At 41.2% G+C, this 24,923-nt stretch carries 26 protein-coding genes and 8 tRNA genes; 5 read left to right on the forward strand and 29 right to left on the reverse strand.

What is annotated here, in order from left to right; translation table 11 throughout:
• Window positions 1-67: 67 nt before the first annotated feature.
• From MMH89_RS03660 to gloB, 9 genes are all read right to left on the reverse strand, one after another.
• Window positions 68-140: transfer RNA gene (locus tag MMH89_RS03660), tRNA-Trp, on the reverse strand.
• Between the two features lie 8 nt (window positions 141-148).
• Complete coding sequence (gene tuf, locus MMH89_RS03665) at window positions 149-1,324, reverse strand: elongation factor Tu (RefSeq protein WP_258568100.1); 1,176 nt, start codon at window positions 1,322-1,324, stop codon at window positions 149-151.
• A gap of 37 nt (window positions 1,325-1,361) precedes the next feature.
• A tRNA-Thr gene (locus tag MMH89_RS03670) sits at window positions 1,362-1,433 on the reverse strand.
• Window positions 1,434-1,449: 16 nt separating this feature from the next.
• Window positions 1,450-1,520 (reverse strand) — tRNA-Gly (locus MMH89_RS03675).
• Between the two features lie 4 nt (window positions 1,521-1,524).
• A tRNA-Tyr gene (locus tag MMH89_RS03680) sits at window positions 1,525-1,606 on the reverse strand.
• A gap of 64 nt (window positions 1,607-1,670) precedes the next feature.
• A complete protein-coding gene (gene dnaQ, locus MMH89_RS03685; protein WP_258568101.1) occupies window positions 1,671-2,318 on the reverse strand; it encodes a DNA polymerase III subunit epsilon in 648 nt (215 codons plus the stop codon).
• Entirely contained in the window at window positions 2,315-2,797 is a 483-nt protein-coding gene (gene rnhA, locus MMH89_RS03690; protein ID WP_425491974.1) for a ribonuclease HI, read from the reverse strand. The genes dnaQ and rnhA overlap by 4 nt, the downstream gene beginning before the upstream one ends.
• Window positions 2,748-3,389 carry a class I SAM-dependent methyltransferase gene (locus MMH89_RS03695; protein ID WP_258568103.1) on the reverse strand — a complete coding sequence of 214 codons (642 nt, stop codon included), beginning with the start codon at window positions 3,387-3,389 and terminating at the stop codon, window positions 2,748-2,750. Before MMH89_RS03695 ends, rnhA begins: the two co-directional genes overlap by 50 nt.
• Window positions 3,386-4,126, reverse strand: a complete 741-nt coding sequence (gene gloB / locus MMH89_RS03700; protein WP_258568104.1) for a hydroxyacylglutathione hydrolase — start codon at window positions 4,124-4,126, stop codon at window positions 3,386-3,388. The genes MMH89_RS03695 and gloB overlap by 4 nt, the downstream gene beginning before the upstream one ends.
• Window positions 4,127-4,236: 110 nt before the next feature.
• Between gloB and MMH89_RS03705 the strand changes: the two genes are divergently transcribed.
• On the forward strand, window positions 4,237-5,007 hold the full coding sequence (locus MMH89_RS03705) for a DUF1295 domain-containing protein (protein WP_258568105.1): 771 nt from the start codon (window positions 4,237-4,239) through the stop codon (window positions 5,005-5,007).
• A 96-nt stretch (window positions 5,008-5,103) separates the two neighbouring features.
• Window positions 5,104-5,472 (forward strand): hypothetical protein, encoded by a 369-nt coding sequence (locus MMH89_RS03710; protein WP_258568106.1) that lies wholly within the window; start codon window positions 5,104-5,106, stop codon window positions 5,470-5,472.
• 62 nt (window positions 5,473-5,534) lie between these two features.
• On the opposite strand, the gene MMH89_RS03715 is transcribed toward MMH89_RS03710, so the two are convergent.
• Both MMH89_RS03715 and MMH89_RS03720 read right to left on the reverse strand, forming a co-directional pair.
• Complete coding sequence (locus MMH89_RS03715; protein ID WP_258568107.1) at window positions 5,535-5,924, reverse strand: hypothetical protein; 390 nt, start codon at window positions 5,922-5,924, stop codon at window positions 5,535-5,537.
• A gap of 116 nt (window positions 5,925-6,040) precedes the next feature.
• The gene (locus MMH89_RS03720; protein ID WP_258568108.1) at window positions 6,041-6,823 is read right to left on the reverse strand and encodes a hypothetical protein; all 783 of its coding nucleotides are present in this window, start codon (window positions 6,821-6,823) and stop codon (window positions 6,041-6,043) included.
• Between the two features lie 234 nt (window positions 6,824-7,057).
• On the opposite strand from MMH89_RS03720, the gene MMH89_RS03725 reads away from it, so the two are divergent.
• Window positions 7,058-8,527: a lytic transglycosylase gene (locus MMH89_RS03725; RefSeq protein WP_258568109.1), complete on the forward strand. Its 1,470-nt coding sequence runs from the start codon at window positions 7,058-7,060 to the stop codon at window positions 8,525-8,527.
• Here MMH89_RS03725 and hpf read toward each other — a convergent pair whose 3' ends face one another.
• From hpf to MMH89_RS03770, 9 genes are all read right to left on the reverse strand, one after another.
• Window positions 8,528-8,809, reverse strand: coding sequence for a ribosome hibernation-promoting factor, HPF/YfiA family (hpf, locus tag MMH89_RS03730; protein ID WP_258568110.1), 282 nt, complete (start codon window positions 8,807-8,809; stop codon window positions 8,528-8,530).
• Between the two features lie 9 nt (window positions 8,810-8,818).
• Window positions 8,819-9,199, reverse strand: coding sequence for a DUF2177 family protein (locus tag MMH89_RS03735; protein WP_258568111.1), 381 nt, complete (start codon window positions 9,197-9,199; stop codon window positions 8,819-8,821).
• A 3-nt stretch (window positions 9,200-9,202) separates the two neighbouring features.
• Window positions 9,203-10,111: a glutathione S-transferase family protein gene (locus tag MMH89_RS03740; protein ID WP_258568112.1), complete on the reverse strand. Its 909-nt coding sequence runs from the start codon at window positions 10,109-10,111 to the stop codon at window positions 9,203-9,205.
• Between the two features lie 6 nt (window positions 10,112-10,117).
• Window positions 10,118-11,851, reverse strand: coding sequence for an ABC transporter transmembrane domain-containing protein (locus MMH89_RS03745; RefSeq protein ID WP_258568113.1), 1,734 nt, complete (start codon window positions 11,849-11,851; stop codon window positions 10,118-10,120).
• A gap of 1 nt (window position 11,852) precedes the next feature.
• A complete protein-coding gene (gene lon / locus MMH89_RS03750; protein WP_258568114.1) occupies window positions 11,853-14,192 on the reverse strand; it encodes an endopeptidase La in 2,340 nt (779 codons plus the stop codon).
• Entirely contained in the window at window positions 14,185-15,432 is a 1,248-nt protein-coding gene (clpX, locus tag MMH89_RS03755) for an ATP-dependent Clp protease ATP-binding subunit ClpX (RefSeq protein WP_258568115.1), read from the reverse strand. The genes lon and clpX overlap by 8 nt, the downstream gene beginning before the upstream one ends.
• 76 nt (window positions 15,433-15,508) lie before the next feature.
• Window positions 15,509-16,120, reverse strand: coding sequence for an ATP-dependent Clp protease proteolytic subunit (locus MMH89_RS03760; protein WP_258568116.1), 612 nt, complete (start codon window positions 16,118-16,120; stop codon window positions 15,509-15,511).
• Between the two features lie 2 nt (window positions 16,121-16,122).
• Window positions 16,123-17,424 (reverse strand): trigger factor, encoded by a 1,302-nt coding sequence (tig, locus tag MMH89_RS03765; protein WP_258568117.1) that lies wholly within the window; start codon window positions 17,422-17,424, stop codon window positions 16,123-16,125.
• Between the two features lie 31 nt (window positions 17,425-17,455).
• A tRNA-Leu gene (locus tag MMH89_RS03770) sits at window positions 17,456-17,537 on the reverse strand.
• Between the two features lie 157 nt (window positions 17,538-17,694).
• Here MMH89_RS03770 and MMH89_RS03775 point away from each other — a divergent pair.
• Window positions 17,695-18,189, forward strand: a complete 495-nt coding sequence (locus tag MMH89_RS03775; RefSeq protein ID WP_258568118.1) for a peptidylprolyl isomerase — start codon at window positions 17,695-17,697, stop codon at window positions 18,187-18,189.
• Between the two features lie 2 nt (window positions 18,190-18,191).
• On the opposite strand, the gene MMH89_RS03780 is transcribed toward MMH89_RS03775, so the two are convergent.
• From MMH89_RS03780 to MMH89_RS03795, 4 genes are all read right to left on the reverse strand, one after another.
• Window positions 18,192-20,891, reverse strand: coding sequence for a hypothetical protein (locus MMH89_RS03780; protein ID WP_258568119.1), 2,700 nt, complete (start codon window positions 20,889-20,891; stop codon window positions 18,192-18,194).
• 29 nt (window positions 20,892-20,920) lie between these two features.
• Window positions 20,921-20,993: transfer RNA gene (locus tag MMH89_RS03785), tRNA-His, on the reverse strand.
• Window positions 20,994-21,037: 44 nt separating this feature from the next.
• Window positions 21,038-21,111: transfer RNA gene (locus tag MMH89_RS03790), tRNA-Arg, on the reverse strand.
• Window positions 21,112-21,115: 4 nt separating this feature from the next.
• Window positions 21,116-21,189 (reverse strand) — tRNA-Pro (locus MMH89_RS03795).
• Between the two features lie 134 nt (window positions 21,190-21,323).
• Here MMH89_RS03795 and MMH89_RS03800 point away from each other — a divergent pair.
• Window positions 21,324-22,130: a 2,3,4,5-tetrahydropyridine-2,6-dicarboxylate N-succinyltransferase gene (locus tag MMH89_RS03800; RefSeq protein ID WP_258568120.1), complete on the forward strand. Its 807-nt coding sequence runs from the start codon at window positions 21,324-21,326 to the stop codon at window positions 22,128-22,130.
• On the opposite strand, the gene MMH89_RS03805 is transcribed toward MMH89_RS03800, so the two are convergent.
• From MMH89_RS03805 to MMH89_RS03825, 5 genes are read right to left on the reverse strand one after another with little or no spacing between them, the layout of a single operon-like run.
• Window positions 22,113-22,571 (reverse strand): phosphatidylglycerophosphatase A family protein, encoded by a 459-nt coding sequence (locus MMH89_RS03805; RefSeq protein WP_258568121.1) that lies wholly within the window; start codon window positions 22,569-22,571, stop codon window positions 22,113-22,115. The genes MMH89_RS03800 and MMH89_RS03805 overlap by 18 nt on opposite strands.
• Window positions 22,550-22,978: a transcription antitermination factor NusB gene (nusB, locus tag MMH89_RS03810; RefSeq protein ID WP_258568122.1), complete on the reverse strand. Its 429-nt coding sequence runs from the start codon at window positions 22,976-22,978 to the stop codon at window positions 22,550-22,552. The genes MMH89_RS03805 and nusB overlap by 22 nt, the downstream gene beginning before the upstream one ends.
• On the reverse strand, window positions 22,971-23,450 hold the full coding sequence (gene nrdR / locus MMH89_RS03815) for a transcriptional regulator NrdR (protein WP_258568123.1): 480 nt from the start codon (window positions 23,448-23,450) through the stop codon (window positions 22,971-22,973). The genes nusB and nrdR overlap by 8 nt, the downstream gene beginning before the upstream one ends.
• A 3-nt stretch (window positions 23,451-23,453) precedes the next feature.
• Window positions 23,454-24,671, reverse strand: a complete 1,218-nt coding sequence (gene glyA, locus MMH89_RS03820; protein WP_258568124.1) for a serine hydroxymethyltransferase — start codon at window positions 24,669-24,671, stop codon at window positions 23,454-23,456.
• Entirely contained in the window at window positions 24,664-24,918 is a 255-nt protein-coding gene (locus MMH89_RS03825; RefSeq protein ID WP_258568125.1) for a hypothetical protein, read from the reverse strand. The genes glyA and MMH89_RS03825 overlap by 8 nt, the downstream gene beginning before the upstream one ends.
• Window positions 24,919-24,923: the final 5 nt, after the last annotated feature.

Below are 24,923 nucleotides of genomic sequence, written 5' to 3' on the forward strand. Positions count from 1 at the left end.
CCAGCCCATAATGATGAAACCATGGATAACAAAAAAGGCGCCCAAAGCGCCTTTCATGCATTAAAACCAGGTCAGGAGGGACTTGAACCCACAACCTGCGGTTTTGGAGACCGCTGCTCTGCCAATTGAGCTACTGACCTAAACTTAACTATTCAACAATTTTAGATACAACACCTGCACCTACAGTCTTACCACCCTCACGGATCGCAAAACGTAGCCCTTCTTCCATCGCAATCGGGCTGATTAACTCAACCACGAACTTGACGTTATCACCTGGCATTACCATCTCAACATCTGCTGGAAGCTCTACTGCTCCTGTTACATCTGTTGTTCTGAAGTAAAACTGTGGTCGATACCCTTTGAAGAATGGTGTATGTCTTCCACCTTCTTGGCTGGTTAGAATATAAACCTCTGCCTCAAACTTTGCGTGTGGTTTAATTGAACCTGGTGTCGCTACTACTTGACCACGCTCAATGTCTTCACGCTTCAATCCTCTTAATAGAATCCCTACGTTATCACCCGCTTGACCTTGTGGCATCTTCTTACGGAACATTTCCACACCGGTACACGTTGTCTTTTGTGTTTCATTAATACCAATGATCTCTACTTCATCACCAACTTTCAACACACCTGTTTCGATTCTTCCTGTCGCTACTGTTCCACGACCTGAAATGGACATTACATCCTCAACCGGCATCAATACTGCTTTATCTAAATCACGTACTGGATCTTCAATGAAGCTATCCAACGCATCCATTAATGCATCTACTGCTTGCGTACCGATCTCTGTATCATCACCTTCGAATGCTTTCAATGCTGAACCTCTGATAACCGGTGCATTATCACCATCAAAGCCTTGAGCACTTAATAGCTCACGAACATCCATCTCTACCAACTCTAGAAGCTCTTCATCATCTACCATATCCACTTTGTTCATGAATACTACAATTCTTGGTACACCAACCTGACGTGCAAGTAAGATATGCTCTTTGGTTTGCGGCATTGGACCATCATTAGCAGAAACCACTAAGATCGCTCCATCCATCTGCGCAGCACCAGTAATCATGTTTTTGATGTAATCTTTGTGTCCTGGGCAATCCACGTGTGCATAGTGACGTTTTTCACTTTCATACTCTACGTGTGCGGTATTAATAGTAATACCACGCTCAGCTTCCTCAGGCGCTTTATCAATATCAGTTACGGATACACCCGCCTGATCACCTTTTAATTTTACCATTGCCGTGGTAAGTGTTGTCTTACCATGATCAACGTGCCCGATGGTTCCCACATTTACGTGAACCTTATTTCTTTCAAAATCAGCCATTCTAACTACCCTACTTATGCAAAAATTTATTAATTACAGCCCACAACCGGACTTGAACCGGTGACCTCTTCCTTACCAAGGAAGTGCTCTACCGCTGAGCTATGTGGGCAAAAAACCCAATTATGAGCGGGCGATGGGGATCGAACCCACATCATCAGCGTGGAAGGCTGAGGTTCTACCATTGAACTACGCCCGCTTAATGGTGGGAGAAGGATTCGAACCTTCGAAGGCTAAGCCGTCAGATTTACAGTCTGATCCCTTTGACCGCTCGGGAATCCCACCAATGATTGGATTTTGCGCCAGTTTTATAAAATTGTCAAGACCTGAAGTATGAATTATTGTATCTTTAGCCAATTGTTTCTAGGTAGGCTTCATGTGCTGCTTTATCTTCGTCACTCAAAGCCACTTGCAAACAAGGTAATTGAGCCGCAGTAGAAGACTGACTGACTGCTTTATTGAGCTTCATATTGAATCGCCCCTGCTTACTGGTCATCATCAAATAAACCTGTACCAAAAGCTCTGTATCCAATAGTGCACCGTGTAGCTTACGATGTGATCGATCAATCGATAAACGCGTACACAATGCATCCAAACTATTACGCTGACCGGGATACATTTTTTTTGCAATCGCTAAGGTATCAACTACATCAACATCACGACCAATCATAAAGTCAACCCCGGCTCTTTTAAACTCCATGTTAAAGAATCCAACATCAAATGGCGCATTATGCGCTAAAAATATACCACCCTGCATAAAATCAATCACTTCTTGCGCAACTGATTTAAACACAGGTTTATCCTTAACATCATTCCAGGAGATCCCATGCACTCGATAAGCACCTGCTGATACTTCCTGCTCAGGGTTGATATATAAATGTAATACCCGACCCGTTTGCTGTCGATCGACTACCTCAATCAAAGCCAGCTCTAACATCCGCTCACTTTTAGGATCAAAACCAGTTGTTTCCGTATCTGCAAATATAAACCGACTCATCGATGATCCTCTATTGCTTTTCTGGCCGCTTCATCTACACGCTCATTATATTCATCACCCGAATGACCTTTCACCCAGTGCCACTTCACTTGATGCTTTTGCGCAAGCGTCCACAACTCAACCCAAAGGTCCTTATTTTTAATATCTTTCTTTTGTGCATTTTTCCACCCATTCGCAGCCCAGCCTGGCAACCACTCAATCATTCCTCTTCGGACATATTGAGAATCCGTCCATAGATCAACCACTCTACTCCCTTTAAGTGACTTTAGTCCTGAAATCGCAGCTTGCAACTCCATCCGGTTATTGGTTGTATCAGCCACATACCCAGACACCATCTTTTCTTTACCTTGATACATTAATAGAGCCGCCCAGCCACCAGGCCCCGGGTTATGTGAGCATGCGCCATCGGTATAAATGACAACCGGTTTTTTATTTACTACCAAAGATCGCTCCTCCAGTATCTGCCCAACTTGGCTCATATTTTTCACAGACTATTGTCATCGGTTGCACCACTTGATTACGTACGGTTTGCATAACCGATAGCTGGTTGGGTAATAATGACCACGATTGTTTATCATAAATACCCCACTGATATCGTTCACACGCCATATGAATATCGCGCATTGCAATATAATTCAAGTCTAATTCAGGAATTGGGTGAAATAATCGTGTTACACGCTCACCCAACCAATGTCCGACCCAAGCATGTATCACGATCATCCCCATTGGCGACATCACACGATCAATCTCCTCCATCACTGAGGGTAGATCTTTAACCAGCTCAAAACAGTGTCCTAATACCAATAAATCTACACTTTTATCTGCAAAGGGTAATAAGTCCGCTCTTGCTTCAACTGAATACCCGGGAGAAACAGCTTCAGCATCCATAGATACATGATAGTAAAAACCATAGTCTGGGAACCGCTCTAATAAGGAAACCCCTTCTAGCTGTACTATAAGCTTAGGCCTATTTTTAGATAATAATGATTGTGTTTGCATCATTTCAAGATCAAGCAAACCAGCCCCTTCTTTGGAACGCTGCCAGGACCTGAGTAATGAATTAGGTGTCATCGTTCCCCCGCATCATATTTATTTTTCCACGTCCGCAATACCCCCAGCATTGCCGCCTCATCCAAAGCATCTGCTTGCGCATAACCTTTAATTGCTGCTTGCAACTTAGGATCATCTAACCGTAAAAAGGGATTAGTAGCCAGCTCAACCGATAGAAGCTGAGGCACCCCTGCTTGTTCCCCCATCCGTTTTACAACCGCTTCATTATCTGGCATCACATGTTGAGCGAAGCCTAAATTAGCTTGAGTATATTCATGCCCAAAATAAAGTTTGGTATTAGGATCTAGAGCTTTAATTCGGTTCAAGCTCATCAACATTTGCTTAACTGTCCCTTCAAAGATACGCCCTGCTCCACCCCCAAATAAAACATCACCTGTAAAGAATTGATCCCCGATTAAGTACCCCATAGCACCTAATGTATGACCCGGTAGACTAATGGCCCTTAAAGACACATCATCAAACAATGCATACATCTGATCATGTTCTAGCTTCTCATAAGGAAAATCAAAAGGATCAGCACCGAGCACAACATGATCAGGGGTTCTCATCGCCATCACCCCACCGACATGATCAGGGTGATAATGAGTCAGTAAGAAACCCACCACATCAATATCATTTTCTTTAAGCCAGGACTGCACAGGTTCAGCCTCACCTGGATCAATCACCCAAGCTTTATTCTCATGCACAAGCAAATAGGTATAATTGGTATCCAATGTCCTTAAGCTAATCGTCTTCATAAGCATACTCCTCTCAATACTTTATCATACCCACTCTAGATGGCAACACATCCAGCATTTGCATAAGCCCACCCAATTTTTTATAATCAATATATAACCAAGGAGGAATAATGAACGCAGTAATTTTAGCCGCACTCAGTGTTTGGACCATTATGACCCTAACATGGATCGTATCCGTTTTTAAAAAAGATGTATCCATCGTTGACACCATTTACAGCTTAAACTTTATCGGCATTGCAGCAGCCTATCAAAGCCAGGCTGAATACACCCTGACAACCACCCTATTAAGCTTATCAGTAACGCTTTGGGCCCTTAGGCTCATGCTACATCTAGGTTATAAAAATTGGGGGCAACCTGAGGATCACCGCTATCAACGATTCAGAAAAAACTATGGTGCAGAGCGTTACTGGTGGTTTAGTTATTTGCAAGTTTTCATGCTACAAGGCCTTTTCGTCTGGATATTTGCCCTCCCCATTCATGTTGCTTATCTAAATACACAAACCACACTGATCACTCCGTTATTCTATCTAGGCGCAGCCCTATTTACCTTTGGATTTTTATATGAATCTATCGCTGACTACCAGCTCGTCAGGTTTAAAAATAAAGCCCCTGAAAAAGCGCTTTTAACTTCAGGCCTATGGAAGTATAGCCGTCATCCCAATCACTTTGGAGAAATCGTTTTATGGTATGGTATTGCAACCCTAAGCGCCAGTCAATTTAATCCATATGCTGTCTTAGCCTATATAGGAGCTATTGCAATCATGTTCACACTACACTATATTTCTGGACCCGTTCAGCAAGAAAGTAGAATGGAAAAAAACAAAGATAAATTCAATGACTACAGAAACAATACCCCGAGGATTGTACCTAAAATATTCTAACCCATACATAAGTCTCTAAAAGATGATTAAAGCATAAATATGCTTTGACGCTAACGAATTTTATCGTTAATTTGGCACGAAACAACTGAGCCAAATATGTCAGAATACATTCAAGAATCAGTAGAGCAATACTACAGTATTGAGCTTGCGATACTCAACCAAACAAGCCACTCGGCTTCAGTGACACAGCACATAAAAACAGCTCATCCTGATCTTGATGATGAACAACCAAAGGTTTATTTATTCAAACCTGGAAGAAGTCAGATTACCTATCAAAACACGCTCAGCTTTATTATGGAGCTATCTAACATACATCTGAAGCAAATAGGCTGCACAGGGCAGATTCAACCCATCAGCCTTCAATCATTCCTTAAAGAAAACCCCCATAAAGGCCGATACAGCATTAAAATCATGAACAAAGACAAACAGTGCATGGTTTCTACTGAGTTCATCCCCACACCCTAAAAAGAGCCTTACACAGCCTATATTAAGCGCATAAATGCATTCAAACAACTAAAAATCCTTAATTAGATTTGAGCAACATTAAGCCCTAGCGTTATAAATATTTGCATGCTATTAAAGAAGGTATCTCTAAAAGCTACGTTATTATTTATCAGCCTAATAAATTCTTTAGCTTCAGATTCAGCGGACTGATTTAAGGTTGTCCACGCTTGAAACCCCACCCGTACATCACCTATTGATTCATTAACAGCTAAATACGCATGCCCAGAAACACCCACAAAGAAGTCCTCACCCTTGAAACTGCCATCAGTAAGGCCCAGACTGGTATAATTAGCTTCACTCATACCATACTTCATACCCAAGCCTAGTCCCAACCTGCTTGCAACCCAAGCTAATCTCCAGATTCCTGCAGGTGAAGTCCATATGAAATCAGTAATTAGCAACCTACCCAGCATAGAAGCAAATACATGATTATAATTAAAAAAGAAAGAGCCGGAAACCGGCTCTTTCTCTCAGCTTGAAGCTAAAGTGACGACCCCATCCTTAGGGTAGCATCACAACTTAACATTCATTAGACATTAGCTATGCCAACTGACAGTGTTATTGCAGCATGAGTACTATTGTAGTATGTATCTGTCACATCGGTACCACTATGCAAAGCATTCACAAAAGTAGTAACATCAGACTCAGCACTGGTATTCAAGGTAGTGTAGAACTCTGTGCCAAGGAACATCTCATTTAAGTCAGAACCCCCCAAATCTAAAGATGTTCTACCAAAGAGACCAATGTAGAAATTGTGGTTTTTTACATTTACTGTGTTACCTGTTGCAGTTGATAGCACGTAATCCAAGTCAGCAACGTTGTACTTTACACCAATCCCTACAGGGCCGTAGAAAAACTTAACACCCGGAGCATAGGCAATTTTATGCTCAACAGTTGCTGTTGCAGGAGCAGCTGCGCCTGCAGGCAAGCCCAGTACTACAGCGTCGTTACGTAGCCCTGAAACCTCTAAGAACGCCTCAACGGACATCTCATTATCTAGATCCATTCCGAAAGAAATCTCTGCAGCGCCGTATAGATCCATCTTATCCGCAGACTCTTTAAGAACCGTACCACCTGTAACTAAGGCTGCCTGACGAACCTGGTTTGCTAGCACATTACTATCTGTAGTATTCGCCCCGTATGTAGCAGCACGAGTTCCTTTAGCTGTGAGAACATCTTGTGCAGAACCTGCTTTGAAAGAAGCCTTTATGTTAATACCTGATTCACCATCAGCACCGTTGTAGTCACGTGCTACTGCAAATGGGGATGCTAAAACTAAACCTGCGATTGTCGCTTTAAGTAAGTGTGTCATAATCCTATAACCTTTAAAATTAACCTAACGTTAATATAACCAGCCAAACCCCATTAAATCAACCCTTCACAAGCACTACCTTCTCCTTATTCGCAATTTCCTATATTTTTCATCACTTTAAAATTACAACTTTTCTAGATACTTTATGAATAACTATATCATCCCCCACACCACTTGCCTGCCACCCTAGAGATATGGCATAATTATATGAATTAATCATGGATGAGTATTAATATGAGCAAACTTAGCAGGCTGGTAACCTTAACCGCTCTCACCTCTTTATTAGCTGGCTGTCAAAAGCATGAGCCTCAAGATATAGATACAGAAATGCATACTGAGCCGACTCCATCACAGAGTGAATCCTCAGCCTGGCAAAAGCTCAAATCACGTATGGGCCTATCACAAACAAACAGCCATTTGTCTGAAGAAGCACTCGAGCAGCTTTCACTACATCTAGCCAATAATAAATCTCAGTTTGCGTACGTAGCTCACCAATGCGAACTCCAAGGTCTACCTATAGAAGTCGCATTCATCCCACTCATGATTTCTAACTATGATCCTAGCTATCAAAACAATGGTCAACACGGTCTATGGGGTTTAACCGACGCACAAGCTGCACAATTCGGCCTACCCAATGATTATTGGGTCTCTGGTAAAAACGACCCGGTACTCGCTACAGAAGCTGCTCTCTCTTATATTAAGTTTTTATACTCAACCTTTAATCAGGATTGGGAACTCGCTGTTGCTGCCTTTACCAACGGTATCAACCCTGTCATGCGCGCAGTTCATCACAACCAAGCCCAAGGACTTGATATCAGCCTTTCATCACTTCCTCTAGAAACATCAGCAAAATCGTTCGTAGAAACACTGCGCACCACTGCACACAATACACTTGAATACTCCGATACACACAGCCTTAACATTTCAGAACATGATCAGTTCCGCATTATTAACATGCCTAGCCAATTTGATATCAAACAAGCATCCAGCGCACTCAAAATTGATGAAGATGCTCTCAAAAAACTCAATGCCGGTTTCAAACGACCCATGACTCACCCCAAAGGACTCTACCGACTTTTAGTACCTGCATCTTATTATGATAAAGCCAAACGTATCAGCATGGATCCAAGTATTGTTAGCTTTATTGCTAAAGAATCCTGGATTAACCATAGAGTTCAACCGGGTGATAGTCTCAGTGTAATCGCTCAGCGCAACAATACCACACTCCATGAAATCAAAAAGATTAATCAGCTAACCTCTGACCAAATCTACGTTAATCAGCTGATCTTAATTCCACCCATCGCGAGACCCGATTTATATACCGAGTCTGATCAAAGCAACCTACAGCGTGTCATTCATAACGTTTCTGATAATGAAACCCTCTATAGTATTGCGCGCAACTACAATCACAAAGTATCTGACGTGATGTACTGGAACCAACTGGATAGTAAATTCCTAACACCTGGACAACAACTGGTCATCTGGAAGGCACCCAAAATAGAGAGCCCCTATCTCTATAAAGTTAAAGCTGATGACTCACTCAGTAAGATTGCGCGCAAACACCATACAACGGTTAGCGCTATTCAAAAAGCGAATAATATTACATCAAGTATTATTCACCCGAATGACAGCTTAATCATCCCTCAGCGCACTAATGCAGAAGCACAGGATAGTAACGCTGAGGAAGAAATAAACCCAGTATAATTACTGGGTTCTATTTGCATCAACCAATTGACGCTCTAATTTATCATACACACCATCTATCGATGCATACATTTCTTTTGTTGTATGATCTGCCTTAACAGTACGCTTTTGTGGCAAGTGCGCTACTACTGTTACAATGTGATCTAGCTTTTTAACCTCTAACACCACATGAATATCCTGAATTCTACTGTAGTATTTCTCAAGCTTTTCCATCTTTTTTCTACAGTACTCCTCTAACAGATCTGAATGATGCATCTGATGAAATGTAATATTAATATCCATAATTTATCCTTAACTTGTTAATCCAATGACCTGTGCAAAATATGCGGTTGCAGCATACAAAACACCACCCCAAACCCAGTCGGTTAATACTAAAGACCATGTCCAAGCATCAACAACAACGTAGTTTGTTAATCCATATACACCGTATACAACCACACCAAAAACAAAACCATACAATACAGGCTGAGCACTCGGCAATACAAATACAAACAAACCTAAAAGCAGCATGCTATAAGCTAATATAGCCCCTAAAGCAAAATCCACCCCACCCCGATCTGCCATCAGCGATTGCAAAACATCAGCATACAAAGGTTTTGCAAATAGACTGATCCACAAAGCATCTAAAGCCAAAAAACAAACCATTGTTGCAACGACTTTTAAAATATACATTACCTACTCCCTGTTAAAATCATGATACGGTCCAACTGGAACAATTTGTGTTGGATTAATCCACGGATGAGATTGATAATAATGCGTCTTAATCGCATCAACATCAACTGTGTCCCACACTTGATCATAAATCCTCATCATATATGCAGTCAACTGCGGATAGTCTCTAATCTGTCGCTGATTACACTTAAAGTGACCATAGTATACGATATCAAAACGAACCAAAACCACAAATAACCGTACATCACATAAGAGTATTTCAGAACCCAACAAATATGACCGACCATCCAATAGCTCAATCTCTAACCGATCCAATGCTTCAAATAATTGATTACACTCTTTTTCATAGACGGACTGCTTGCTCGCAAAACCTACTCGATAAACTGCATTCGCAATCTGCTCATAAATCCAATCACATTTGACCTGAACATCATAACGAATATTATTCGGCATTAAATTAAAATCACCCTCCACGAAATGAGACCACTCATTATTCATCATCATAATAAGATCCATAGACTCATTATTGACAATACATTTATTTTGAGTATCCCAAAGTATAGGCACTGTAACCTTGCCTGTAAAATTTGGATCAGTTTGGGTATAAAGCTCGTGTAGCATCTTTGCACCCGTTTCTTTATTTGGTTTCTCAAGCATCCATCCTTGATCACCCATATAAGGACTTACATAACGAACTTCTACAACAGACTCTAGTCCAGCCAATTTTCGTACAATTAATACACTACTTGCCCACGGGCAAGCTAGTGACACATAAAGAACAAATCGGCTAGGCTTACGCCCCATAGTTTTACGACTAATTATATCTCGATAAGGTGACTCCGGCCGAACAAAACCACCCTCTATATTTTCTGGATTTTTTACCTGCCACACTCCATTGACCAGCATTCCCATAGTATCTCACCCACTAATTATCATCTGTATATTTGCAATATCCCTATAAATATCGGAGTTCTTCAAAAGGTATCGGTGCGTACCTTGAGCTTGAACCTCTCCTTGATCGAGCACAACAATATGATCAGCATCCATTACAGTTGCTAGCCTATGCGCAATCACTAAAACCGTCTTCTTAGCAAAAGCACCTTTCAAAGCTGAAGTAATTGCTTCTTCCGTAATAGCATCTAACGCATTTGTTGCTTCATCTAATAATACTATATCTGCATCACGAATAATAGCCCTAGCGAGCGCAACCCTTTGGCGTTGACCTTCAGATAATAAGACACCACGCTCACCCACAACCGTATCCAACCCATCTGGAAGCATTTCTACAAAGGCATCAATATTCGCCATCTTAATAGCAGCAAGCACAGCTTCTTCCGTATAGTTGCCACCCAATGTAATGTTTTCACGTAATGACATCGGAAAGATACCCGCTTGATGAGACACCAACGCTATGGATGAACGTAGTCCACTGGTACTCAGCTCAGTTGAGTCACTCTGCCCAACTTGAATACTTCCCTCATAGTGCTTATAAAACCCCATGAGTAATTTAAAGATAGTGCTTTTACCTGCACCAGAGATCCCTACCAAAGCCGTTACCTTACCTGCCTGGGCTTCAAAGGACACTTTGTTTAAAATTTGGATATTCTTACGTAGCGGATATATAAATGACACTCCATCAAAACTAATATCATAGGCTTTGAGATCAGCACCGCTATCTTGCACATCAACCGGCTGAGCCAACAAATCAATAATGCGACTCATAGCACCAGATGCACGCATTAAATCACCCCAAACCTCCGATAATGCAGCTACTGCAACCGAAATATACACTGAATACCCAAAAAATTGACCAATATCACCTGCAGTTAAACCAGAGTCTCCAGTAAATACAGCCAATGTACCTAACCACAAGACCGCAACCATAGCAGAGATAACCAACACCATGATCATGACTGTCAACTGTGAGCGTGCCCAGATTCGTTTTTTAGATGCACGGAACCCCTCTTCGATCACACCCGAAAAATGACGATGTGCAGCAGCTTCATACTGATATGCCCTCACCGTTTCAATCAGTGATAGAACTTGATTTGCATACGCATTTGACTCCGCGATAAATGCTTGGCTTTCCTTAGATAATAAACGATATTTTCTAGCAAAGTAAATCACTGGAGCAACCACAGCAGGCGTGACCACCAACATTAACATACTCAAATAAGGACTGGTCATAAATAAAAATACTGCAGACCCCAGTAGTAACACAAAGTTCCTAAGTGCTACTGATAAACTGGTACCTACAACCTGTTCAACCAATGTTGTATCTGTAATTAATCGACTGGTTAATTCCCCAATTTGGTTTTGATCAAAAAACGTCGAGTTCATTCGTGTTAAATGAATAAACAGTCTCTGCCTTAAAACAGCAACCACACGCTCACCCAACCAAGACACCATATAAAATCGATATGCGGATGCAACTCCTAACCCCAATGCAACACATAAAGTAACTAAGAATCCAGTCTGTAACTGAGCTAAATCCTCCGCCACAGCTGCTGTTACAATTTCTTTAATCATCATAGGCAACGCCAGCGTAAAAGCAGATGCCAAGAATAAGGCCAAAATAGCTTGAACGACATGCCAGCGATACTGAACAAATAACGGCATCAATAGCCGGTAGGAATGAAAACGATTAACCATTTTATTTAACCAATACTTTCTTAAAGACCTCGTCAATATGACTCACAAAGACAATCTCTACTTTACCTTTGATATCCTTCTCGAAATCCTTTAAATCCTTTTGGTTTTGCTTAGGAAGAATAACTATTTTAGCACCTGCACGAATTGCTGCTAAAATCTTTTCTTTTAATCCCCCAATCGCGATTACATTACCTCTAAGTGTAATTTCACCAGTCATTGCCACATCATTTGCAACCTTATGACCAGTAATGACCGATAACAATGCTGTCGCCATACCTATCCCTGCACTGGGACCATCTTTAGGTGTAGCACCTTCAGGAACGTGAATATGGAAATCATGTTTATCCAATAAACTTGATTTAAACTGATATTTTTTCGCTACTGACCGAACAACTGAATAAGCTGCTTTAATTGATTCTTGCATCACCTCACCCAAGGATCCGGTATAAACCAGCTCACCTTTTCCAGGTAATTTTAGTGCTTCAATAGTCAGTAGCTCACCACCGACGCAAGTCCATGCCAATCCATTCACCACACCCACAGCTGACTTTTTACCAATCGAATGCTTATCATAATGCGGTGCTTGCAAATACTTCTGCAAATGTGACTTTTTGATGACTTTAGGTTTAGAGGCTGCGCGCTTTCCATGCCGCTCACGTACTACCTTTCTACAAATCTTAGACAAGCAACGCTCTAAGTCTCTAACGCCTGCCTCTCCCGTATAATCTGAGATAACAGATGTAAGCGCTTCGTCATCAAACGCCAACTCCTTAGATGACAACCCATTATTTTTCATGGTTTTTGCAACTAAATAGTCTTTTGCAATCCCCAGTTTTTCTTCAGCTGTATATCCGGACAAATGAATCAACTCCATACGGTCCAGCAAAGCCGGGGGGATATCAGTCGTATTAGCCGTAGTAATAAACAGTACCTTAGATAGATCGGCCTCAAACTCAATATAGTGATCTGCAAATTTATCATTTTGCTCAGGATCCAGCACTTCTAACAATGCTGAAGCCGGATCTCCTCGAAAATCCATACCCATTTTATCAATTTCATCCAACATGATCAGTGGATTCATCGTAGACGTCCTACCCAGCGCACGAATAATTTGACCAGGCATTGCACCAACAAATGTACGCCTATGCCCCCTTATTTCGGAATCTTCTCGCACCCCACCTAAAGCAACACGAACAAATGAACGTCCCATAGCTTTTGCAATCGATTGACCTAATGAAGTCTTACCTACACCTGGTGGACCCACAAAACACAAAATAGGCGCTTTGATCTCTGATACTCTATGCGAAACAGCTAATGATTCAATAATACGCTCCTTAATTTTATCCAGACCATAATGATCCTTATTGAGAATATCCATTGCTGCATCTAGATCCTGATTAATTGGATCATATTTCCCCCAGCTCACACTAAAGACCGTATCTAGATAATTTCTAATGACTGCAGCTTCAGAAGACATTGACGGCATGAGCTTTAACTTTCCAACCTCATTCATTAGCTTTTTACGTGTTTCAGCACTTAACTTCACACGTCTTGCCTTATCTTCAAAGTCAGGTAAATCACCCACTAAACCCGCATCACCGTCTAGTGCATGCAATTCATTTTGCATCACCTCTAGTTTCTTTCTCAAAAAGTACGACTTTTGCTCTTTAGAAATTTCATCCCGCACTTTATCGAGCACTTCCTTCTCTTTATCTTTCCAGGCCCGCTCACTTTCAATTAATCCTAAAACCAGCTTAATTCTTGCACCTAAGTCTGCTGTCTCCAATATCTTCTGTTTAGAGCGCACACTAATCGGCAAATGTGAGCTGATCAAGTCTGTATATTCTTCTACACTGGATATGTTAGCTAAATTTGCAATTAAATCTAATGATAGGTGCTCAGTAGCCTGAACATACTCCGAAAACTTTTCTTGCATCACGCGTGATAGTGTTTTTAATTCTTCGGACACCTGATCGATCGTACTAAAGACCTCACCCCTAGCTTTAAATACACGGCTAGCTTTATCAAATGTAAGTCTTGACACCCGTACTCTTGCCACCCCTTCTGCAAGCAGCTTCATTGTCCCATCAGGCATATTAACAGCCTGTAAGATACGCATTGAAGTACCATACCGGTATAAATCCTTTACTGAAACATCCTCTTTTTCAGCATCCCGTTGCGCCAAACATAATAACTCTACTGCACTGTTGTTGATGACCTGCTCAATCGCATTAACAGACATTTCTCTACCCACAAAAAGTGGCACCACAGTGCCTGGGAAGACAACTATATCACGTACAGCTAAAACCGCATAACTTCCTATATTTTTACCCTCAGCCATCAATTGCTCCAGCCTGCTTACCTTGTTTCTCTTTATATACTAAAATTGGATCCAACTTACCATCAATAACATCCTGATCAATGACTACTTTATCCAGCCCTTTAATTGATGGAATATCATACATGGTATTTAAGAGCAGTTTCTCTGTTACCCCTCTTAAACCACGAGCCCCTAATTTTGATTTAATTGCATTTTCTGCCAAGCGCTTAACTGCCGACTCTTGAAACTCAATAACAACATCATCTAATGAAAACAAATGCTGATACTGCTTAATAATAGAATTCTTTGGCTCAACTAAAATGGCCTCAAGCTCATTTTTTGTTAAACCTGATAAAACTGCATGCACTGGCAAACGACCAATGAGTTCTGAAATCAAGCCAAACTTTACCAAGTCTTGCGTTTCCACTAAGGATAAAAGATGATCTTGAGTCATCTTGCTTTTCACAGTTGCCCCAAAACCAATTCCAGACTTCTGAGTTCGCTCTAATACAATCTCTTCTAAACCACTAAATGCGCCTGAGCAAATAAACAAAATGTTTGAGGTATCAACCTGAATGTATTCTTGATTTGGGTGCTTGCGACCACCTTGTGGCGGTACAGACACAACACTTCCTTCAATCAGTTTTAAGAGCGCCTGCTGCACTCCTTCCCCTGAAACATCACGGGTAATGGAAGCACTAGATCCTCGTCGTGCAATTTTATCAATCTCATCAATATATACGATTCCTTTTTGAGCACGCTCAACATCAAAATCACAATTTTGTAACAACTTATGAATAATGGTTTCAACATCTTCACCCACATAACCAGCCTCTGTTAAAGAGGTAGCATCCACAATTGCAAATGGCACATGTAGTTTATCTGCTAAAGTTTGAGCAAGAAGCGTCTTACCACTTCCAGTAGGTCCTAACAGTAAAATATTACTTTTTGAAAGTTTAACGTCAGACTTTTTCGCTGTTAATATACGTTTGTAATGATTATACACCGCAACCGACAAAACTTTTTTAGCATTTGACTGGCCAATAATATACTCATCTAAATATTGCTTGGTCTCTTTTGGACTAGTGAGCTGAACCTCATCTGAGTCCGGTTCATTATCCTGGGTATGCTGATTCAGTATCTCATTACATAAATCAATACATTCGTTGCAGATATAAACATTTGGACCTGCAATTATTTTCTTAACCTCATCTTGTGACTTTGAACAAAACGAGCACTGATGCAACTTCTCATCTGCCATTATTAAACCTCTGTTGGTTATCTAATGCTTATTAAAGCAAACCTTAAATTAAATATGGGGATGAAAAATAAAAGCTCTAGGCCCTATCTGAAATAATTTCATCTACTAAACCATACTTAATGGACTGCTCTGCAGTCATAAAGTTATCACGATCAGTATCTTTTTCAATAATAGACAAAGGCTGTCCTGTGTGCTTAGATAGAATATCATTAACCACAGAGCTAACCCTAAGTGTTTCTTGGGCATGAATTTGAATATCAGAGTTTTGACCTTGGTAGCCACCTAAAACCTGATGGATCATTACCGTTGCGTTTGGTAATATACGGCGCTTACCCTTAGCACCGGCTGTTAGGAGCAATGAAGCAGCACTCGCTGCCATACCCACACACAACGTAGCTACATCTGGCTTGATAAACTGCATGGTATCATAAATAGCAAGCCCTGCACTCACCACGCCACCTGGAGAGTTAATATAGATTGATATATCTTTCTCTGGGTTCTCAGACTCTAAAAACAAAAGCTGCGCGACTACTAAATTAGCCATATGCGGTTCAATTGGGCCACATATGAAAATAATACGCTCTTTTAAAAGCCTAGAGTATATGTCATATGCACGTTCTCCCCTAGGAGAAGATTCAATCACCATTGGCACTAAGCCGCTATTGTATGTCCCAAAATCCTGCTTCATCTTTACTCCTTTAATTCCTTTTCAATCTCTGCAATTGTAACTGATTTCTTTGTCAGTGTAACATCAGGCAACAATGCAGATAAAGTTTTTTGCTCCAACAATGTAGACTGCGCTTGCTGTAAACGCTCTTTATCTTGAGCATACCACTGAACAAACATTTCTTTTGCTACCTGTGGCGGCGCCATTAACTCAATATGCTTCACCAAGTCTTCCTGGGACAGCTGAACATTCATCTTTTGCATGAAATGTTTAATAACCAATACTTTAGATAAATTAGATTCAACCTGTGCTTTCAAAACTTTCTCTTTTTCATCAGGGCTTGATGTTTTAGCATGCTCTAATTCTTTTTGAACGACTGATGCTGGTAATGAAACTTTAACTGACTTTTGCAATGCCTCGACCAACCTTCTTCGGTTAACTGCTTCGGCTAGATAATTCGTATCAGCTTCTAATCTAGACTTTACCTCATTTTCAAACTGAGGCTTAGTTCCAGCTTCGTAGCCAGCTTGCTTATAAAACTCTTTATTCAATGCTTTAGCTTCTTTTTCTTGAACCTCATGAACGTTGACCTCAAAAACAGCTTTCTTACCTGCAACTTCCTTACCTTGATAGTCTTCTGGGAAATTCACATCAAACTTAACAGTCTTACCTTTCTCTACACCTTCAAGTGCCTGCTCAAACTCTGGCAAATACTGCTTAGCACCCAGTTCAATGAATTGATCAGCAGCACTTCCGCCCTCAAATAGCTCACCATCAATTTTACCCATAAAGTCTATTTTTAATCGACTACCTTGCTGAGACTGAGCATCAACCACTTTCCAGTCGGCATGGTGCTTTTGAATTCTTGCTATTTCCTCAGAAACATCACTTTCAGATATTTTACCTTCTACACCTGATACCTTAATCTTTTTAAGGTCTACATCTGGCAAAGATAGAAAAACTTCATACCCAACTGTCATCACAATATCACTGGAAACCCCATCACCTTTAGAATCGGTAGCCGTAGGTGTTGAAGCAACATCATGCTTAAACTCTTTAATGACCGACTTTATCTCTTGGTCGATCAACTTCTCAACTGCTTCTGCACGAATTTGAGGACCGTTTCTAGACTCAATAAGCTTTGAGCCCTTACCCTTACGAAATCCTGAGATTTTAGTTTGTGATGCAACTTTCTTAAACGCTTTTTTGTATTCTTTTTCTACATCAGCAACAGACAATGTAAGTGAAATTGTAACATCATTTCCTTTCTCATTGATTTTTACAGACGAGCTATCCAATATAGACTTGGTTTTTTTCTGGACCATAGCGGTGACACCCTTAATGATTTTTTAAATCTGCGAAAGGAGAGACTCGAACTCTCACGGGTTACCCCACTGGAACCTAAATCCAGCGCGTCTACCAATTCCGCCACTCTCGCGCTAATATGCCTAAGACTATAGCAACCCTGAAAAAAGGTCAACTACTTTCTTCCCTAACCCGCTATAAAATCTAAATTAATGAATTAAATTAGCCCAATGGTAATTGAACCCCTGACTCTATTGCGCTATGCTCATTCACAAATAACGGAGTCAATCATGTCCACTTTACCCACCTTGGTCTTGGTTTTAAATATAGGAACCATTGAGATCACATTAAATGAAGATATTGCGCCACTACATGTGAAACAAATTTCCACACTTGCTACAAATAAGTCTTATGACGGCATTGTATTTCATCGAGTCATCGATGGATTTGTCGCTCAAGTAGGTGACATCCAGCATGGACACTATAAAAACACCAATCACCAACTGATTGGTACGGGTGGATCGGATCTTCCAGACATTCCTGCAGAATTTAATAAAACACCACATAAAAGAGGCACTGTCTCAATGGCTAGATCTAGCGATCCAAACTCAGCAAATAGTCAATTCTTTATCTGCCTTGATGATGCACGATTTCTAGATGGGCAGTATACGGTCTTTGGTGAAGTTACCACAGGCATGGATATTGTTGATAAAATCAAAAAAGGTGCACCAGGATCAGGCATAGTTACTGACCCTGATTACATTAAACAAGCCTATATCAAATAGGTTTAACCCATAACACCTGCTACTGGTCGTGGCGCTGGATCAACACCATTGCCACCACCATTACTTAGGACAGAACCAGACACTTGTTCTGGTATATCTGAATACCCACCAGAGTGAACTGGTTGACCACTCGATACCTGCAATTTTGGACGACGCCTAAATAAATTACAAATCCAACGCCATATGGCTTTGAAAAACATTTTTACCTTAGTAGTCCATGACCTTTTTCTCCCAGGCGCACTGTTTGCAGACGAAACATCACTACCACTAGATGGTTTGTACGTCCCTCTATCTTGATGATCTCTTTGACCAGGATCCAGTATACCCTTTAACTCAGAACAAACTTCATTATCTGCATATTGGCCTCGCCTCCAGGTAGTATACTGAGATTGCAAATAAGGCCGGCCTTTTTTATCTAGCATATCCCAAAGCACACGAAATGGGATCTGCCTGAAAAATTTCTCTCTAGCTCCTCCCAGGGTAAAATAATTATTATAGCCCTCATCATTCTTCAGAAGTCGCAGGAGATATTCAGCCTGACTTTCCCCTGAAAACTCTAAACAGCGCCGACTCAATTTACTGGATCTTTCATAATATTTTGAATGAAAATGCGACCGCTCACTACTCATAGACCCATGAGCACTATCCCATTTAAAATCTGCACCCACTGACAACCAGAAAAATGCAGTGTCTACGTCCCATTCCCCACTCAGAGCCTCACGCATCGCTTTACTACCATACTCAGATAATACACCAGTACTCAATTTTTTAGCATATCGAGTCACAAACGCTAACGCTTTCTCTGTAGACCGTGCCGGAACACCCCCTAGGCTTAGGCCAATCAAATATTCTACAGCTCTTTTAATTGGCCCAGTAGCAAACATTAGATCCTGGCAATTATCAATATTGGCTAGCATCACCACCAAAGCCCTGTAGAAGTACTCCGGACCTTCTTTATCTGACTCAGAATTGTTAATATAGTTCAACATATTCGCATACTTAGCAGGATCTAGACTATACAATGGGTTGTGTACTAAATGAAGCACTAGCTCTCTACCAAACAAAAATGCATCTGCCACCTCATCTAAACCAATGCGACTAATATCGATTAAATCTTGCCCCCTTTCATAACCAGAGCCCTCGAGTGCCGCACTTAAAACCACATAAGGAGCCACTTTAGTATTGTTATCCGGTATACCACCCATCAATTCATCAAACGCTATTTGACTATTCCACCCAGCTGCTTGAACAATTAATTGACCGGCAGCAGAGTCTAAAGGCACCTTGACTTCTGATCCATCACTGTAAGTAGTAATGTTACTATTCCCAAACAAATCCTCATCATGGTATAAGCCATCAAACTTGTACTCATCCAGGTCTTGACCAACCATCTTTAATAAACACTTATCTAATGTGTCCAGACTATCTAGAAAGACCTGCCATTTTTCTTCAGAGCTCATACCTGGCTTAGACATGCACGCCTTATACATTTTGTCAGCGATGATACCTTCTGTGTCCTCTGGGGCTAGTTTATGCGCAAAAGCTTCAAAGCGCCGACCTAAAGCTGAACCAGCCTGATCAACAGCGCTTAACCCTACATTCGTCTGCAAGCGCTCACAAACACCTTGTGCACATGAAACATAATACCCACGAGCTATAGATTTACCTAAACTTATACAGAGGCTATTAAGCTGTTTTGAGAAAAATCCATCCATGAGAAAGCCTCTACACAGACCTAATAAATTTTTAAAAACCTTATCCAAAGAACCTGCATCTATCGAGCGAACACCCTCATCACCTGCCGCAGCGCCTCCAGCCTCTAGACCCATACAACCTAGCACACCTCTTATGGAACTTGCGTCAGGAGGCAGCCCCTCATCTAATACAACCTTAAACAAAGCATATGCAAATGTGTCTTGGATTACACTCTCATTTAGCAGCAACCCATCAGTACTAAAAATGTGTGTATTAATAGCATTAATATCCTGCAAGCAAATATCATACTCACTAGGAATATGTACATGCTCTCCAACCCTAGGCATGCTATGATAATCATACCCCATTGACGCTACAACACTTCTAATCCAAGTTCCAGAAGTAGATTCACTAACCAAACTATAGCTTACCAAAATGCTTTTCCAGTCATCACCTTCTTTTACCTCATAAAGCTGTGAATTTTTACCCATACTGCTTTCAGCCTGCTTTTTCATAGCTTCAATTAAGAATCTTCTCTGCGTATCAATATCTAGACTTGCAGGAATCACGCCTAAACAATCCCTTAGTAATTCACTACCTTTTCTTATATACACTGAGTTTTTACCATCAGCAGCAAAGGCATGCACCTCTCTGGTCAGGGAAAGATCAACCTCCTTCTCCGAACTAAGAGTATTATACAGCGCAATAATGCCTGGGTCACCGTACACAGTAGTTAGCCTAAAACATGTATAAGGCGTGCACTGCAATATATAAAACAACTCCTTTTTAAAAGCAGATGCCAGAATTTTAAAATCTTCTAGATGTTCCTCGTCTTTCTGCCAAACAAGTAGCTCATCAATAACCTCTATACACCGGCTAACATGATCTCTGGCTTGCGCCTTATCTAACCCTAGACTAACATCGTTTGGGTAAACTTGCTCTACGGTCCCAGGGAAAAAAGATATGTCACTTATTTTTTTTAGCAGTTCACGCATGGTCATATTCATACTGTATACCTTAATATTTCTTAAAAATGGGTGAACGATGGGGCTCGAACCCACGACCACCGGAACCACAATCCGGGGCTCTACCAACTGAGCTACGCTCACCATACAGAAGCAATTCTAAAACAATTTACAGGCAAAGTCAAAATCGCGCCTGGTAGGACTCGAACCTACAACCCTCGGCTTAGAAGGCCGATGCTCTATCCAGTTGAGCTACAGGCGCTCTTTCGGGGTAGAGGGATTTGAACCCCCGACATCCTGCTCCCAAAGCAGGCGCGCTACCAGACTGCGCTATACCCCGATGAATATACTAGAAAAATATACCAATCGATTTCGAAATACAAGTTTTTTAAACATCTAAGACATTTTAAAACGTTTTTCTCGCATAACTTATTAAAATTTGTCATAATCTACTGTGATTTAAATGGAGTTTACATGGATAAGAAAAGCAGCCAATGCCTAATAATTTACGACCTAATGCTCGAGAAAAAAGAAATTGATTCAGCACAATTCAGCATACTTAAATCAATCATTAATGACCTAGACACAGGAACAATAAGGATATGTGCATACGAAAAAGGCCAATGGACCACAAACGAGTGGGTTAAAAAGGCAATTATTGCCTACATCCATTATGCCAAACCCGATAGACTTACAGAGTACTCGAACACCTACAGGGATCATAGTATCTATAAATACAGTAAAACCCCTATTCCAGACACCATACGTATCGTTCCGCCTGCACACATTAGGTTTGGTGCCTATATCGGCAAACGGACCGTAATCATGCCCAGCTTTATCAATATTGGATGCTATGTTGATGATGGCTCCATGATCGATTCTTTTGCAAGTTTAGGCTCAGGCGCTCAAATTGGTAAGAACGTTCATATTTCAGCCGGGACAGGCATTGGGGGCGTACTAGAACCATTACAAGCATTACCAACTATTATCGAAGATAATTGCTTCATTGGTGGTCGCTCTGAAATTTCAGAAGGTGTGATTGTTCGCTCTGGCGCAGTTGTTGCAAGCGGCGTATTTCTCACCCAATCAACGCGAATCTATAATCGCATGACCGGAGAAACCAGCTATGGTGAGATCCCACCAAACGCAGTTGTTATACCGGGAACACTTCCCACGCCAAATGAAACATACCAAGCAAGCGCAGCAATCATTGTTAAATATGCAGATGAGAAAACCCGTAGTAAAACAACAATTAATGACTTACTAAGACCCCATATATAAAGCAGCCCCATACAATATGCCAAATGCGATAGCTCCAGCTAACACATCATCAAGCATACACCCAAGCGCTCCTTTAACGGCTCTATCAACCCAAGAAATAGGCCAAGGTTTAATAATATCAAAAATTCTAAATAGTAAAAAAGCCCAGAACCATAAGTGTGCCTCAAAATACAACAGCAATGGCAGTATTCCAATGATTTCGTCACATACAATACTTCTATGATCACTATCTTTAAGGTAGACACCCCATATAGAGGCTGCCAGCGTCAACCCTGCTGCTAAAAACACATAACATAATAACTGAAGATTTAAGGGAAGATAAAGCATTATCCATGCCAGTGGGAAAGCCAATAAAGTACCCACAGTACCTGGTGCCACTGGTGATCTCCCTAGATAAAGACCCGTTGCACAACACTCAGCTATTTTGAGTCGCCACCACACTCTAGCCTCCTTACATCCTTTGCAATACGGTCAAGCACTGAGTTAACTAACTTATGTGCATCTTGACCACCAAAAAGTTTTGCTAAGTTCACTGATTCATTAATGACAACCCGATACGGAACATCATAACGATACATCAACTCATACACCGACATTTGCAATATAGCTTGCTCAACCAAATCTAACTCTGCATACGCTCGATCAACCAATGCATCCTCAACGGCTGTCGTAATTGCAATATTATGACTAGCAACACCATTCACCAATGCAGTTAGATAGTCTTGGTCTACCCGCTTTTTAAGCAAATAACGGTTCAAGACATCCTCAGATGAAGCCGCGCCAAGCGAACACTGATATAAAACCTCTACCGCAAACCTTCTAGTTAAAGACCTTGATATTTTACTCATCGTTATTCTCATTTAATACAGGATCACCGACCAACTGGTCAATAAAGTCTTTGAATGCCTCAATATCTTTAAAGCAGTGATAAACGGTTGCAAATCGTACCATCGCTATTAAATCAACTTCTTTCAATTCTTCAATAATCATATACCCAACGCGATTAGAATTCAAGCTTTTCACATTCATCTTGCTGATTCTATGCATTATTCTAGCCATCATCTGATCAATTTGGCTGACAGAAAGCGGCCTTTTCTCAACCGCTCTAACAATTCCTTTACGCACTTTTCCTGGGTCAAACTCAACAATACTACCGCTACGCTTTATGATCTTAGGAAATCCGGTTTCAATAGATTCTGTCGTTGAGAACCGATGACCACACCCTTGGCACCCCCGTCGCCTTTTAATTTGATTCAACTCTACAAAAGGGCGTGAGTCAATAACTCGTATATCTTGTGAAAAACAGGCTGGGCAATACATCGTTTACCGCTCCAGACTTTTCAATTCTTTCATTAGCGCACCCACATATTGTTTAACTGACTGTACATCAGTTTGGTTACTTAGCAGTTTAACAATCCAAGTTGCTAGCTGTTTTGCCTGATTCTCCACCATTCCCATAGTAGTTAAAGCTGATGTACCCAAGCGAATGCCTGACGTTTTTTGTGGCGGCAACGGGTCATTTGGAATTGCATTCTTATTCACAATAATATCTGCTTCTTCTAACAGAGTTTGTGCCTGGTGACCATTATAATCCAGCCCCTGCAAAGAAAGCAAAATGATATGACACTCTGTTGAGCCTGATACCACACTCAGCCCAGCTTTGGAAAACACTTCAGCCATAGCCTTGGCATTTAACACAACGTGTTGCTGATAGGTTTTAAACTCGGGTTGCAGCGCCTCATAAAAGCAAACTGCCTTAGCTGCAATAACATGCATCAATGGCCCGCCTTGTAAACCAGGAAATACAGACCGATCAACTTTCCGAGTCACCTCTGATGCTTCCCTCGCTAAAATCATCCCCCCTCTCGGGCCTCTCAGTGTTTTGTGTGTCGTACTCGTTACAAGGTCCGCATAAGGCAAAGGTGAAGGATAATGACCTGATGCCACCAATCCTGACACATGGGCCATATCCGCTAATAAATACGCGCCACATGATTTTGCAATTTCAGAGAAACGCGCCCAATCCAGAACTTGAGAATATGCAGAAAAGCCAGCGATAATTAACTTTGGCTTATGTTTCTCAGCAAGTTCAACTACTGAGTCATAATCAACAAGTCCCTGCTCATCTAAGCCATAGGCATACGATTGGTATAACTTCCCACTTACTGAGGCTTTGTGCCCATGAGTCAAGTGCCCCCCCGCATCTAACGCCATACCTAAAATAACATCCCCTGGCTTTAATAGCGCGTGGAACACTGCCATATTTGCATCACTGCCTGAGTGTGGCTGCACATTCGCATAACCAGCATCATAGAGCTCCTTTAAGCGTTGAATAGCTAAAATTTCAACCTCATCGACATATCGACAGCCCGCATAATAGCGTTTTCCAGGATAACCTTCTGCATACTTATTGGTAAGAACAGAACCTTGTGCACGCAACACATCCGATGAGGCATAGTTTTCAGAAGCAATTAACACCGCTTGAGATTGTTGGCGACTATACTCCGCCTTCAACAGTCGCTCAATCGCTTGATCATTCATCCACCTCTCCCTTAATTAACTGATACAGCATTACCTTTTCTTCTGGCTTCATCGATTCCACATGCGACACAAACAACTCCTTCCCCGCCCGATAAGGACGCTCACACTCCGCCATGATTAAATCAATCCCCCAATGACTGCATAGCGATCTAATATCACACAACAATAAAGAATCATCCTCTGATTGATGGGTTCTTTTATCAGAGTATAGTTCCTGCCCTAATAAAGCTAAATATATTTCTCGCATCATTC

The sequence above is a fragment of the Candidatus Comchoanobacter bicostacola genome (assembly GCF_024172705.1).
In the GTDB taxonomy this organism is placed as follows: Bacteria; Pseudomonadota; Gammaproteobacteria; order Comchoanobacterales; family Comchoanobacteraceae; genus Comchoanobacter; species Comchoanobacter bicostacola.